Origin of the sequence: Mycobacterium lepromatosis (assembly GCF_000975265.2) — a bacterium.
GTDB classification, from domain to species: domain Bacteria; phylum Actinomycetota; class Actinomycetes; order Mycobacteriales; family Mycobacteriaceae; genus Mycobacterium; species Mycobacterium lepromatosis.
Window position 1 is genome coordinate 232,271 of the sequence record NZ_CP083405.1, and the last position, 14,297, is coordinate 246,567.

The following is a 14,297-nucleotide window of genomic DNA, read 5'->3' on the forward strand; positions in this document are numbered from 1 at the left end:
ACCTTTTCTGGCACCATCACGCCCATGTATTGGCCGAGCCATCATTACAGTGCCCCGCTTTAAATTGCTAAGTTGGAAGGTTGGGAGCCATTGTTGACGATCACTCTCGGGAGCAAAGACGTTGGATAAACCCCGTTTCTGATGGCTGCCATGCTGTCGCGGGTAACGCACCATCTCCCGGTAGTCGGTGGCCCTCTCCCGTTAACTGCTGAACTGCGATACACGCGATCGAACGCTGAACGGAGTGTTCGATTCATTGTGCGGGGTCCGTCGGGTAGTGTGCCAACACGGTCTAGTCTTCTTCGTCGACTACTTGACACCGTTGCCGCCTGCGAGTGTGCTGGCTCTGCCAGGTTATACAGCTAGCTGCGTCACACATTTGTTTCAGCAGTCGTGATCCCCTGTTTCCTCCAGCGTAGTGGGTAAACACCACAATGCTATCAGGTGGCGACGGTTCCCTTCTTCCTGCTGTCGGTGGATTTGCTCGGGTTATCAAGTCCACCGAAATAGGGGAGAGACCGGGCCGTGGCCACGGCCCAGCGGATAGGCGTCGCGCAGACATTCGGTGACCCAGCGCTTACCGAAGCCGACTGCGTCCGGCACAGTGTATCCGTGTGCCAGCGCACAGGCCACCGCAGCCGCCAGTGTGTCACCGCCACCGTGGTCGTTGCCGGTTTGCACCCGCGGCGCGTCGAACTCGTAGAAGGTGACGCCTACGGAAGAGCTACCGTAGAGCAGGTCGCAGCTGCGGTCCGATGACCGTAGGTGTCCCCCCTTGACTAGTGCCCACTGTGGGCCCAGGGCATGTAAGGCCATTGCAGCCGCATGTTGCGATTCGGTGTCGACCACGTCGATACCCACCAGTAGACGCACTTCGTCGAGGTTCGGCGTCACTACCGTGGCAAGCGGAAACAATTGATCACGAAGCGAATCTATGGCCTCATCCGCTAGCAGTGTGCCTCCGTGCATGGATGCACATACCGGGTCAACGACCAGCGGTGTCGTCAATTCGAGCCGCTGCCAAGTCTCTGCCACCGCGGCGATGATGCTTGACGACGCCAGCATACCGGTCTTGGCGGACTGGATGCCGATGTCGGTGACGACAGCCTCGATCTGACTGGCCACAACTTCGGCGGGGACTTCGTGAAAGTCTTTGACTCCCAATGTATTCTGTACAGTTACCGCAGTTACCGCAGTGCATGCATGGACACCCAGAACCGCCATGGTGCGCATATCGGCCTGGATTCCCGCGCCACCCCCGGAGTCCGACCCGGCTATGGACAGCACCCGTAGCGGTGTCGTTCCCGGGGGCGGTGCTGGCAGGTAGTTCACTGCGTTATCGGCAGATACACCCGGTTGCCATGCCCGGCGAACTCGGCCGATTTCTCCGCCATCCCCATCTCGATGGCTTCCTCGGTGTCGAGTCCGTGCTTGGCTGCGTATGCCCGTATATCAGCGGTTATCCGCATCGAGCAGAACTTCGGCCCACACATCGAACAGAAGTGCGCCGTCTTAGCCGGCTCGGCCGGCAGTGTCTCGTCGTGGAACTCTCGTGCGGTGGGGGGGTCAAGCGATAGTGCGAATTGGTCATTCCAGCGGAATTCGAACCGTGCCGTGGACAGTGCATCGTCACGTTCCTGCGCGCGGGGATGCCCCTTGGCCAGATCCGCTGCATGCGCGGCAATCTTGTAGGCGATCACGCCGTCCTTGACGTCTTTGCGGTCTGGCAGCCCCAGATGCTCTTTCGGGGTCACATAGCACAGCATCGCGGTACCGGCTTGGGCGATCATGGCCGCGCCAATCGCCGACGTTATGTGGTCGTAGGCCGGTGCGATGTCGGTGACCAATGGGCCTAGCGTGTAAAAGGGTGCCTCCTCGCACAGTTCCTCTTCTAGCCGCACGTTCTCCACGAGCTTATGCATCGGGATGTGCCCGGGTCCTTCGATCATGACCTGTGCACCATGGTCTTTCGCGATCTTGGCCAGCTCACCCAGAGTGCGCAGCTCGGCGAACTGTGCAGCGTCGTTGGCGTCGGCGATTGAGCCGGGACGCAGTCCGTCACCGAGCGAGAAAGTGACGTCGTAGCCCGCGAAAATGTCGCAGAGCTCCGCAAAGTTTGTGTACAAGAAAGACTCCCGATGATTGGCTAGACACCAGGCCATCATGATCGACCCACCACGGGATACGATGCCGGTAACCCGCTTGGCGGTCAACGGTACATATCGCAGCAACACACCGGCGTGCACAGTCATGTAATCCACACCCTGTTCGCACTGCTCGATCACTGTGTCGCGGTAGATCTCCCAAGTGAGCTTGGTTGGATCGCCCTTTACTTTCTCCAGTGCCTGATAGATCGGCACGGTGCCAACCGGAACCGGCGAATTGCGCAGGATCCACTCACGTGTTTCGTGGATGTTTTTGCCGGTGGACAGGTCCATAATTGTGTCTGCACCCCAGCGGGTGGCCCACACCATCTTGTCGACCTCCTCGGCGATCGACGATGTCACCACCGAATTGCCGATGTTTGCGTTGACCTTGACCGCAAATGCCTTACCGATGATCATCGGCTCGATCTCGGGATGGTTGTGGTTGGAAGGGATCACCGCGCGGCCGGCGGCGACTTCATCGCGCACCAACTCGACGGGCATGTCTTCGCGGTCGGCGATGAACGCCATCTCTGCAGTAATCTCTCCGGCACGGGCCCGCTGCAGTTGTGTGCCACGGTCACGGATTACGCCGGGCCGCGCTGGCAACCCAGCCGTCATGTTGATCACCGCGTCAGGATCAGTGTAGGGTCCAGAAGTGTCGTAAAGGTCGAAGTGGGCTCCGGTGGACAGATGCACCCGGCGGAACGGGATCCGCAGGCTAGACTCGCCATCCGGGCTTGCTACCACTCGGTAAACCTTGCTACTTCCAGTGATCGGTCCGGTGGTTATGGATGGTGCACTGGCTTCCGACAAGTTTTCAGTCATTTTCATCTCCCTACGCCGGCATTACCCGATCAGGTTCGTACGGTCGACGGCCCCGAGCCGTCCTCTCAGCGCACTTGGCGTGTGCTCCCGCGTGGTTTTTGTTGTGCCCCTCCATGCTAGCGCAGTGTTCCGGTGGTCGGTATACGCGAAAGATACAGAACCGGACGAGCCCATCGCTATGGCAACTGCCGATTAAGCGGTGCTGTCGACTAAAAAACTGTTGTGTAGCACAAGTATGCAGACGATCGTGCGCGCATCAAGGATTTACTCGATCATGCGTTGCACTCTAAGGAGTTGTTTTCGAGTCGCCACAGTTTCGTATACACTTCGGGTGGTGTGCACGGCGCGATCGTGGTGGCTGAACAAATATTTGGCTGAGAAGGGCACGGTGTTGGACACCGCAAGCTACTAATCGATCTCGCTGACGCGATGGACGAAACCCGATCCGAAACGCAGCACGAGGTCCTTGATGTGGTGCGCCCTCACTACTTTGATTGAGCGTCACCACAACCCATAACCACATAAATGGCGTTCGAGCAACCATATCAAAGCTAGGTTCAGTACTTTAACCACCGTGGTGTGGTAATATTTCATGTGTCCGGTTGCGATCGCATCGTGGCGTGAGCCTTCTTCGTGTGGCACATATCAACACTGGCCCAGGCCTAATAAGGAAAACCTAAGATGAAAGCTACCCGCTTTACATCGGGGCTATCAGTAGCTCGTTGAGCAGTGTGTTGACGAACATCGCATAATTCTTGCAAAATAAGAAATGTAGTGTTTCCCTTCGCTGAAATTGAAACAATATGGTGGCAAGCGCAATGCTTCCCTTCCGTTGAGCATTTACACCAACTGCTGGCGGCTAACGGCATTGTTCAGCCGCACGAGATATCCGGTACCTCATTGCATGAATGTTGAGTTCGATGTCAGGATCGCCGGACAAGCGCACCAGCACTGAGCTCACTCTATGGACTAAAGTCCAACAAGACCGATCCAGCACAGTCGTCACTAGGATTGTGAAGTTTGCACCCCAGCTCATTACCTTCGATGGCTATCCAGCGGCCAAATGTGTCGTAATTCGTGCCAAACGGTGTGTAAGAGTCCTTTCCGGTAGCCGCGAAGCCCAGTGCATCGTCTGTGACTTGGCGCGTAGTAATTGTTACCGAGAATTGTTGATTTCAATCTGTAAGTCATGTCCAAGATTTTATTCATGCCGGTTACTATTTAGCCATTGTTCACCATCCCAAAAGAATTACCCAGTACGATCTCTGCATCGGTGCTTTGCTTTGTATGACGTTATGAACGTGTATTCCCCTACGGCCTGATGTCTTTGGGTTCTGGTTCGACCCATGAGGATGATTGCCGACCCGTCAACTATATCGGATCGGTGAGCCTCTCACGAGCGCCCAACTCGTGTGAATCAGAAGCAGGCTAACGGTTCATACAACCCATGGAGCAGCCTAGCTGCATCGCCCGTCTTGCCAACTAGCATGGACTGGTTGCTGTCACTGTAGCGTTGAGTTGCGACCGTCACGCAGAAGGGTATGCGCACGGTTGGTAGTGTGCCGGGGGGGATTGCTGCCAGCAGAGGCAGGGATCTCGGAAGAGCTAGAGGTTGTGACGTAACGGTTTCGTGAGCTACCAGCTGCCAATCGGGCCCAGCAGGAGATTGCTATGTGGTTGTGCGCCGTGGAAACCCAGCCTGTCGATCTTGTCCATGGCCTGGGAAGTGAGGTGCCCCATGACTGCCGGCGGCGAGAAGCCTCCCGTGACGCTTGCCGAAAAGATCGATTAAGTTGTTCTAGATCGTCCGTACGCCGAGTGAGGAGCGGCATACCAATAAAATGAGATTGCAACGGCGCGCCAGGTGGTCACGGGAGAGAGTGTCTCGCCGACGTACCTATGGTAGCCGTTTCGCGGCCCGACAAAGACAATCCAATGAAGTGTCATCTGGAATCGTTGGCTGACTTTTTCGATGTGTCGGTTACCTACTTCTTTGATGACGACCCGGGTAAACAGATCGAATCAGAACTGAAAATGATTAGAGCAGTGTGTAATACTGATTTATGCAATATAGCCTTGCATGCGGTGAACCCATCGCCAAACGGGTTAGGAACCGTTAGCGACATTATCGACATGCTCGTCAAGTGTGACGTTTTCGAATGAACGGATGGCAGACGCGGCGAGAACAACGTAAATGTAAACGATTTCACGTCTTAATCACTATGACAGCGGGTACTCATGAACGCAAACTGATGCCCAGCACTTCAAATTCGATAACATACGTATTTCGTACCGGATTTCAGTCGAGATCAAACCCCTTGACAGTCGCAATGGATTCCATGCCGGTACGTCGTGCTAAGCCAGCCATGATTCTACCTTGCTGTAAGGACTGTACCGACTGTGCATGTGATGTGTGTAATACTAGTGACTTGCTCGACATCTTTGACCAGAAGTTCGCAGGGAAGCTTTGGTTGGTGTTTTCGGCAACTTAACCGCCGGCCCCGAGCTGCGGTTCACCGACGGGGGCGATGATCGAGGTTTTGCCGTGCCAACCCCGCTGGATGTTTTTCCAAGCATTGATGCCAATGATCTCGTGCTTCTGCGGCTATGGCTGCTCACTGAGCTGGCTCAGTGGCGGCTTGACGAATAAACTGCTCAGACATCGCAATTGATCGATCCTAATGACGCTCGCGACCGGGCACTAACACAGGCGAATTCAACGATGCACCCGGGCAGAGCGCCGCGAACACGAGACACGTTAACCAGCATACAGTAGATCATCCGGTCCTGGTAATCGACTACGGGCAGCGGACTAGACTCTCCTCACCCGGTTGATCACAGCCAATAGTGTTAAAGCCAACGAACTAGCTGGGCTGCTGTTCTACCTGCTCTTTTCCTGGTACGAGGTGCTCATAGACCTGCTGGCTAGTCCGGTGCTGACGCTGTCAAGTAAGCATGAACAGCTGTAAGCCCTACATTTAGGCTCCGACCAAATCGAAGCGGTCGACGACACTACTGCAGTTCTTTCTCAACGCCAGTGTTGGCTGGACCACGCTTTGCAGTCACCGATGTTGAGATCGGTAAGCACACAGTCGCCGCCGGGCAGAGGGTACGGTTGTGTCTTGCATCGGCTAACCAGGATCCGCAAAGATTTGACCGCACCGACGAGATCAACCTGACCCGACCGCCCCATGCCCCATAACGCAGCATCGGCCGTGCCCACCCAGCTCTATATGCGCTAGCCGGGGTTGTGCGTGCTCGACCACGGGGATGCAATTGTCTGGCGTTCCCGATTTCGCCAACGCGGGCTGCTCGTTCTACCAGGGAACCGGGCTAAACATCATCGCCAGTATTTGATAAGGGGCAGACTCATCGATCTGTAATCTAGTCAAGTCCCATCTCGAATGTAACTTGAAGGACGTGAATCGGAAATGCAGAGTAAGTAACAGCATTCGGTTACGCTGGTATTCACTAGGCTCAATCAATTCGATGCATAAGCCGATGGTACGCGACGGTCAGATAGTCGAGGTCGTACCGAGGCCCGGTCGAAGATGTCGCCAAGACTACGGGTGTACTTTGTCGGCTAATTTTTCCTGCCGAGCGATCACCGTTATGCAACAGTGCGAGAGTCGGTCAGTCACCAGAAGTCGGGATGTCCTTTCTGGTAATGACGGCAGAGTACATAGCTTCTTTAGCAACGGATTTAGCGAATGTCTATTCGACGATTAGCTTGGCCAACATGGCGGCTCTGGCTCCGACGACAGGTGCGCTTGCGACGAGTGGCAACGCAGTGTCGGCTGCGCTGGCAGCGCTGTTCGTCATGCACACCCAGGCGTATCAGGCACTCAGCACTCAAGCGGCGTTGTTCCATAACTAGTTCGTGCAATTGACGAGTGGTGAAGCGGGCCAGTATGCCGTCACAAAGGCTGCCAACGCCTTGCCTGTGCACATGGGAGAGCAAGAAGCGCTCAATGTGATCAATGTTCCGACCCAGACATTGTTGTGCCGCCCGCTGACCGGTAATGAGGCTATGGCCACCTGTGTACCGGGCAAAACGGCGGATATGGCCGATTGTTGTTCGGCAACGGTGGCATCGTAGGCAGGGTGGGAACGCTTGCTGGCCGACCGGGCGCATTGGGGCCAGCGTAGAGGCGTTAGTAGCTTGCCGCTACGATCTACACACTGAATGGTTGTCTGAAATTCCTGAGATCGAAGCGTTAATCGACTATTTGCTGCGTAACGCGGTCGGTTTGCCGATCGACCGTCTCGATGTGGCCGCGCTGTCCGTGCTGGAAAACCTTCGATCCGCCCATCGACGCGTTTGCGCGACCAGACCACCGTGGTCGGGGGCCAACCGGTGGAGCAGGTAGCTAGGACTGCGGGCGGACACGATGGTGTTGAGCGCTAAATCTGTCGCGCGTAGGCTGGTTACGTTGGTCCGATAAGCTAACTTCGGCATTGCTGTGCCCGGGCCAAGGGCTGATCGCGCTGCGCATCAATCCGGGTATCTCCAGTAGGGTGCCCGGCTTTGACCTCACTGAGGCCGGGACCCAAAAGCAGCTATCTGCCTGGTTGGTTGCCACCCCGAAACAGTTCACCAGGCTTGCTGTCTCGGACCGGATGCTCTGGGTGTCAATGTCGAGAGGCCTGGCGGGGCTTCTGGTCGGCGACACCGGTCGGATTAAGACCATCATTACCGACCAGAAAGGTGATCGCTGGTATCGGCAATGCCTACAGCGACGAGATTCTGCATGTTGCCAAGATTTCGCCGTTCGCCGCAGCCGGGAAGTTATCGGAAACAGCTCATCCCCTCCACGAAGCGATGCTGTCCGGCGCAGTCAGAAGATCCATTGGCCAGGGTGCTGCCATGCTCAAAGAGGAGAAGCGATCCGTGCTACAGGTTCATGCACGTACTGGGTTTGTCGTGCCCGGATTCAGAAGATACCGTGCATGAAGTATCATTTTCGTACAGGTCTTTTCAGTACTGTTCAACGTTCCAGACCGGTGGCAAGGTGTTGGCCGACTGGCGCATGTCGCCGCTGCTTAAGTAGTCGATATGCCACCCCGGGTTACTCACCAGAAAATTCTCATCGCTAGTGCCAGTTCTGTCCTGTGCGTTGGGATGGCACATTCTCTCGCTTCCACGAGTAGTGACCTGGCACTGTGTGCCCTTCGCGTCGATAGGGTGAACGGGATGTATAGATGAACTATCATAGCCATTAAGATTGCTGTTACTGCTCTGGACTTTCACCACCATGCGCAAGTGCTGAAGGTGTTCTCCGAACTCAGTGATGATCCTGGTGGGAATTGCCCGTATAGTAACCCGCATTGGCGGCGGTCGATACCAACTTGGTGACCTCACTGGTGTAGAGAAACCACACTGGATATGTGCACGAAAAGCGACTTAGGGCACCATCTGGCGCCCATATCCTCGGTGTTCAGTGACAAAAGGGAGATGGCCTTAAAAAGGATTCCGCCGCAAGCAAAGTCGGAATACGCTCACTGGGTGGATCGTTGTGCACCGAATACCCAAGTGGCTCGATCAAGATCTTGGTGGTAGAAAAAGGTTACATATAAACAGAGATGACGACCAAATCAGCGAACACAATGTTCATGGTAGACAAAGCAACTGACGTTAAGGCACTTGTCGACGCGACAGAACGCGATCCTGGTCGGGCCGTGTTGCCATGGCGGCCGTGGGCGGCGCTGGTACAGCTGATGCGTGTGCTGCTGCCGCCGTTGACCAAGCGATTCTTCTAGCCGCGGGCACACGTGTCTGTACAACGACACGCCGCATTGAGTAATATTTCGCGGACGCTCGTCGCGTAAGCCACGTCAGCTCATACGTCCTCGTTCTGTGCGGTAGCGACGGACCAGCGTATCAGTGGAACTGTCTAACTGTTGCGTGGGCGAGACTTTGCCGGTAATTGCCGGAAGCAATGCTTTGGCTTGTGTCTTGCCTAGCTCCACGCCCCACTGGTCGAACGAGTCGATGCCCCAGATCACACCCTCGGTGAACACCTGATGCTCGTAGAGTGCGATCAGTTGGCCCAATACCGACGGGGTGAGTCGGTTGGCCAGAATCGATGTTGTCGGACGATTTCCAGGCATCACCTTGTGTGGCACCACTTCTGCGGGTGTACCTTCAGCTGCGATTTCTTCCGCGGTCTTGCCGAATGCCAGCACTTGAGTCTGGGCAAAGAAATTGCTCATTAACAGGTCATGCATGCTGCCGGTGCCATCGACAGTTGGCAAATCGTCGATGGGTTGGCTGAATCCGATGAAATCGGCCGGCACCAGCCGGGTGCCCTGATGCAGCAACTGGTAGAAAGCGTGTTGGCCGTTGGTTCCCGGTTCTCCCCAATAGATTTCACTGGTGTTGGTGGTAACTGGTGTGCCGTCGGCGCGTGTCGATTTGCCGTTAGATTCCATGGTTAGCTGTTGCAGGTAAGCCGCGAAACGCGCCAAGTCGTTGGAATACGGCAGCACGGCTCGTGATTGCGCACCCAAGAAGTCGGAATACCACAGTCCGATCAGGCCTAGCAGCGCAGGAGCGTTGGACTCTAATGGCGCGTTCTGGAAATGTTGGTCAACGATGTGGAAGCCCGACAGGAAATCAGCGAAGGACTCTCGCCCGACGACCGCCATCAGCGACAGACCGATCGCTGAATCTACCGAATAACGGCCGCCAACCCAGTCCCAGAACCAGAACATGTTAGCCGTGTTGATACCGAAGTCGTCAACTAGGCGTTTGTTGGTAGAGACAGCGACGAAATGCTTTGAAACGGCGGCGTCGCCAAGTGCGTCAGTCAGCCAGCGCCGCGCGGCAGTGGCGTTGGTCAATGTTTCTAGCGTCGAGAACGTCTTCGACGCTACGATGAAAAGGGTTGTGTCAGGCTCTAAGTCTGCCAATTTAGCGGTCAGGTCTGCGGGATCGATGTTGGACACGAAACGCGCCGAGATCCCCGCGTCGGCATAGTGGCGCAGTGCCTGGCACACCATAACCGGACCCAGGTCTGAACCACCAATGCCGATGTTGACGACGGTGTTGATACGTTTCCCGGTGGCGCCGGTCCATTCGCCGCTGCGTAGCCGGTCGGTGAAGTCACCCATGAAGTCCAGCACCGCGTGTACGTCTTGGACTACGTTTTGGCCGTCGACGATCAGTTTCGTGTCTCTGGGTAGCCGCAGCGCGGTGTGTAGCACCGACCGATTCTCCGAGGTGTTGACGTGTACGCCGGCGAGCATCTGGTCGCGGCGTTGTTCAAGGCCGGCAGCTCGGGCTAGATCGACCAGCAGCTGCACCGTCTCGTGGGTGATGCGATGTTTGCTGTAGTCGATGTAAAGGTCACCAACTGTGATCGCGAACTCACGGCCGCGATCGGGATTAGCGGCGAAGAACTGGCGTAAATGGGTTGCCCCGATCTCATCGTGATGCCTGCGCAAGGCGTCCCACGCCGGGGTGGCGGTGATGTCGGGGATTGCTTGCATAGAAGTCATGGTTTTGACCCTAGTTCGCTTTGATACGACGGTGCAGGTAGATCGGTTTGGCGCGTTTAACCGGCGCCCATTACACGCTGCAAATCTGGCTGCATAAGCTGCAACTTTCGATCCCAGTATTCCCCAAGTGTGGGTACCGTTTGTCCGGTACGTTGAACAGCCAAGTCTTTGCTCTGAACTGGTTTGTCGCCCGCACGTACACCCAACGCCGGTGTCGTTCGCGACCAGCCTCGTGATATTGACTGTTGGATTGGATCGTTACGGGGGTGTTGCTCACGATGTATTGTTAGCCCCTGCAATTGCTTGGCCCGAGCTGCTGGTGCACCTAATCGGTTCTTGCTGGCATTAGTGGCCAAGCCGGCCTCTGCCTAATCGCAACAACAGTATTGCCAGATCCTTGCCATCAGGACCGAGCTCACTATAGCGTTCGATAACCTTCATCTCGCGGCTATGTACCAGGCGAGTGCCGCCGGACGCCATTCTTACCTTGCTGATCGCCTGGGATATTTCAGCACGCCGCTTTACCGTAGCGAGAATCTGGGCGTCCAACCGGTCGATCTCCTCGCGCAACTCCTCGATGTCGATCAGTTGCGGAGCTTCGACCACCTCGGTGTTCATCTCGGTTAACTCCGCGTTTTCGTGATGTTGGGGTTTTGGTCTCATTTGGTATCAGACCTCACAAAGAGACTTGAACCCCAAAGCCGGAAGTGGATCAGGGCTCTGCGAAAGCAGCTAAACCACGGGCACCGTTAGCCGGTACCTGTAGAAAAACCGGCGGTGCAACTCATGGTTTGAGAACTGCATGGGGCGATGCTTGTTGAACACAAAATCGAGTGTGCCACTCACGGCCGGGGTTGTGCAAAATCGCGGCTCAAATAATTTTATTGCCAAGAAGTCTTAGTGTGACGTCGGTAGCGTTCGACGGCGGATCGCGCAGCACGCTGGTCGTGAGTAACTTGGATTTCGATGCTTAGCGAGCATGCTGCGATGCCACGGCCTCCGGAAAGTAGTTAGTCGAAAGCCCTAGAACAAACACCGCCAGATAGCCTTTAGCATCTCAATGCTGTTCTCGCTTGGGTCGTCACAATGGTCTGAGATGGGCTTTTTGACAGGATTTGTGTCGACGCTTTGAGCGACAACTACTTGAGATCATTAGTCAATGAGTTTGGGTGCAGCGGATTCTGAATTCAACTTGAGTAACATCGGGGTTGCGCAGCAGCGCATGACAGGCTACACTAGCATTATATCGCATTACGACTTAAGGTAAACCGTTCGGCTAATCAGAATAACAATATCATCGCCTGATGCCTAATTGCTTGCCCCGGTGTCCTCTCCGAGCAGTTGGTCAGATTCACGCTGGATAGCACTAGTCCTGGTGTGTCAAATCATGATTGCTGCGTAGCCAGGTTTGTTGCCGTCGGCAGCAGGTTTGGAACTACAAACTACATTGAGTGCGCATACGACCGATGCCAAGCCCGCCTCTAAAGCAGATCGACTGCTTGATGGCCTCAACCCGCAGCAGCGCCAGGCGGTGGTACATGAGGGTTCCCCACTGCTGATTGTGGCAGGCGCGGGTTCGGGCAAAACTGCGGTATTGACTCGGCGGATTGCTTATCTGATTGCAGCCCGAGGTGTCGAGGTCAGTCAGATCCTGGCCATCACCTTCACCAACAAAGCCGCTGTGGAGATGCGCGAACGCGTGGTCCGACTGATTGGAGCCCACACTGGGCCGTCTATGTGGGTGTCGACGTTTCATTCGACCTGTGTGCGCATTCTGCGTAACCAGGCTTCGCTGATCGGCGGCCTCAACTCCAATTTTTCGATCTATGACGCCGATGATACGCGTCGTCTGCTGCAGATGATCGGCCAAGACATGGGACTCGACATCAAGCGGTATTCGCCACAGCTGATGGCCAACGCCATCTCCAACCTAAAGAACGAATTGATCGACGCCAAACGTGCGGTAGCCAACCTTTCTTCAGACGCTGATGACCTGGCTCGCATCGTTGCTGCCGTCTACGGCGAATACCAGCGGCGACTGCGAACAGCCAACGCACTGGACTTCGACGACCTGATCGGGGAAACTGTCGGGATTCTGCAGGCTTTCCCGCAAATCGCCGAACATTACCGGCGGCGGTTCCGGCACGTCCTAGTCGACGAATACCAAGACACTAACCACGCACAGTACGTGCTGGTGCGGGAATTGGTCGGTCGCGGTGCTGGGCATTCACCTGACGACGTGCCGCCGGGAGAGTTGTGCGTTGTAGGCGATGCTGACCAGTCGATCTACGCGTTCCGCGGCTCCACTATTCGTAACATCGAGGACTTCGAGCGTGACTACGCGGACACCAGGACGATTCTGTTGGAACAGAATTACCGCTCGACGCAAAACATTCTGTCGGCGGCTAACTCCTTGATCGCCCGTAACTTCGGACGCCGCAACAAGCGACTGTGGACCGACGCTGGCAAAGGCAAGTTAATAGTTGGATACGTTTCCGACAACGAGCACGACGAGGCCAAGTTTGTTGCCGATGAAATCGATGCTCTGGTCGGGCGTGGCGAAATCACCTACAGTGATGTGGCTGTTTTGTATCGCGCTAACAACTTATCGCGATCATTAGAGGAAGTGTTTATCCGCGCCGGGATTCCGTACAAAGTTGTTGGGGGATTTTGCTTTTACAAAAGCAAGGAGATTCGCGACATTATCGCTTACCTGCGAGTTCTATATAACCCCGGCGACGTCGTCAGTATGCGGCGCATCCTCAACACACCGCGTCGCGGCATCGGCGATCGCGCCGAGGCTTGTGTGTCGTTGTATGCCGAAAATACCGGAACTAGTTTCGCCGCTGCGCTACAGGCTGCGGCCGAAGGCAAAGTGCCGATGCTGAATACCCGGGCGGAGAAAGCGATCGCGGGTTTTGTTCAGCTCCTTGACGACCTGCGGTGTCGTGTCGATAACGATCTGGGTGATCTGATCGAGTCCGCTTTGGAACGCAGCGGATACCGCAGGGAGTTGGAGTCCTCCACTGACCCGCAGGAGTTAGCCCGTCTGGACAACCTCAATGAACTCGTAAGCTTCGCACACGAATTCAGCACCGACCAGGCCAACGCTGCCGCGCTCGCGAAGTCCTTGCATACCCCCGAGGATGGAGATGTGCCGGACACCGGTGCATTGGCGGCGTTTTTGGAAAAGGTGTCGCTGGTTTCCGACACCGACGAGATCGCCGAGAACAATTCCAGTGTCGTTACACTAATGACGTTGCATGCCGCGAAAGGATTGGAATTCCCGGTGGTGTTCGCCACTGGATGGGAGGACGGCACGTTCCCGCACATGCGAGCGCTGGGCGATCCTACCGCGCTCTCGGAGGAGCGTCGGCTGGCCTATGTTGGCATCACCCGGGCCCGTCAACTTCTCTACCTAAGTAGAGCCATCGTTCGGTCTTCATGGGGGCGGCCCGTGCTCAACCCTGAGTCGCGGTTCCTGCGAGAAATTCCGCCAGAACTCATTAACTGGCGGCATAGCAATTCTAGCCAAACGTACAGTACGCCGGTGAGTGGCGCAAGCCGGTTTGGTACGGTCCGCTCGTCGTCGATCCGGTCCGGGGCGAGCAAGCGTGCGCTGCTAGTGCTGGCGTCCGGTGATCGAGTGACGCACGACAAGTACGGCCTGGGTCGGGTTGAGGAAGTCTCCGGTGTCGGTGAATCAGCGATGTCACTGATCGACTTCGGCAGTTCGGGGCGAGTGAAACTGATGCACAACTACGCCCCTATCACCAAACTTTGAGCCGGCGCGACTCAAATCACTCTAAAAACCAGCGTTTGGCT

Annotated in this window: 9 protein-coding genes, 1 pseudogene and 1 riboswitch; of the genes and pseudogenes, 6 read left to right on the forward strand and 4 right to left on the reverse strand. The window is 55.9% G+C overall.

Annotation, left to right across the window (positions count from 1 at the left end):
- Window positions 1–492: 492 nt before the first annotated feature.
- Complete coding sequence (thiD, locus tag MLPF_RS00880; protein WP_045842390.1) at window positions 493–1,332, reverse strand: bifunctional hydroxymethylpyrimidine kinase/phosphomethylpyrimidine kinase; 840 nt, start codon at window positions 1,330–1,332, stop codon at window positions 493–495.
- The gene (gene thiC, locus MLPF_RS00885) at window positions 1,329–2,972 is read right to left on the reverse strand and encodes a phosphomethylpyrimidine synthase ThiC (RefSeq protein WP_045842389.1); all 1,644 of its coding nucleotides are present in this window, start codon (window positions 2,970–2,972) and stop codon (window positions 1,329–1,331) included. Before thiC ends, thiD begins: the two co-directional genes overlap by 4 nt.
- Window positions 2,963–3,073: riboswitch (TPP riboswitch) on the reverse strand. Its footprint overlaps the gene before it by 10 nt.
- A 2,366-nt stretch (window positions 3,074–5,439) precedes the next feature.
- On the opposite strand from thiC, the gene MLPF_RS00890 reads away from it, so the two are divergent.
- The 5 genes and pseudogenes from MLPF_RS00890 to MLPF_RS00910 all read left to right on the forward strand — a co-directional run bounded on the left by MLPF_RS00890 (window position 5,440) and on the right by MLPF_RS00910 (window position 8,732).
- Window positions 5,440–5,622 carry a hypothetical protein gene (locus MLPF_RS00890; RefSeq protein ID WP_045842388.1) on the forward strand — a complete coding sequence of 61 codons (183 nt, stop codon included), beginning with the start codon at window positions 5,440–5,442 and terminating at the stop codon, window positions 5,620–5,622.
- 181 nt (window positions 5,623–5,803) lie between these two features.
- Window positions 5,804–5,941: a hypothetical protein gene (locus MLPF_RS00895; RefSeq protein WP_156146929.1), complete on the forward strand. Its 138-nt coding sequence runs from the start codon at window positions 5,804–5,806 to the stop codon at window positions 5,939–5,941.
- A 683-nt stretch (window positions 5,942–6,624) separates the two neighbouring features.
- Entirely contained in the window at window positions 6,625–6,849 is a 225-nt protein-coding gene (locus tag MLPF_RS00900) for a PE family protein (RefSeq protein WP_175266296.1), read from the forward strand.
- A gap of 691 nt (window positions 6,850–7,540) precedes the next feature.
- A pseudogene (locus MLPF_RS00905) lies at window positions 7,541–8,023 on the forward strand (Fpg/Nei family DNA glycosylase).
- 532 nt (window positions 8,024–8,555) lie between these two features.
- Window positions 8,556–8,732: an SDR family oxidoreductase gene (locus tag MLPF_RS00910; RefSeq protein WP_236684812.1), complete on the forward strand. Its 177-nt coding sequence runs from the start codon at window positions 8,556–8,558 to the stop codon at window positions 8,730–8,732.
- Between the two features lie 75 nt (window positions 8,733–8,807).
- Here the strand turns inward: MLPF_RS00910 and pgi are convergent, their stop codons facing one another.
- Both pgi and MLPF_RS00920 read right to left on the reverse strand, forming a co-directional pair.
- Window positions 8,808–10,472: a glucose-6-phosphate isomerase gene (gene pgi, locus MLPF_RS00915; protein ID WP_045842281.1), complete on the reverse strand. Its 1,665-nt coding sequence runs from the start codon at window positions 10,470–10,472 to the stop codon at window positions 8,808–8,810.
- A 345-nt stretch (window positions 10,473–10,817) separates the two neighbouring features.
- Complete coding sequence (locus MLPF_RS00920) at window positions 10,818–11,135, reverse strand: chorismate mutase (RefSeq protein ID WP_082082277.1); 318 nt, start codon at window positions 11,133–11,135, stop codon at window positions 10,818–10,820.
- A gap of 784 nt (window positions 11,136–11,919) precedes the next feature.
- On the opposite strand from MLPF_RS00920, the gene MLPF_RS00925 reads away from it, so the two are divergent.
- Window positions 11,920–14,256: a UvrD-helicase domain-containing protein gene (locus MLPF_RS00925; RefSeq protein WP_045842308.1), complete on the forward strand. Its 2,337-nt coding sequence runs from the start codon at window positions 11,920–11,922 to the stop codon at window positions 14,254–14,256.
- Window positions 14,257–14,297 lie beyond the last annotated feature (41 nt).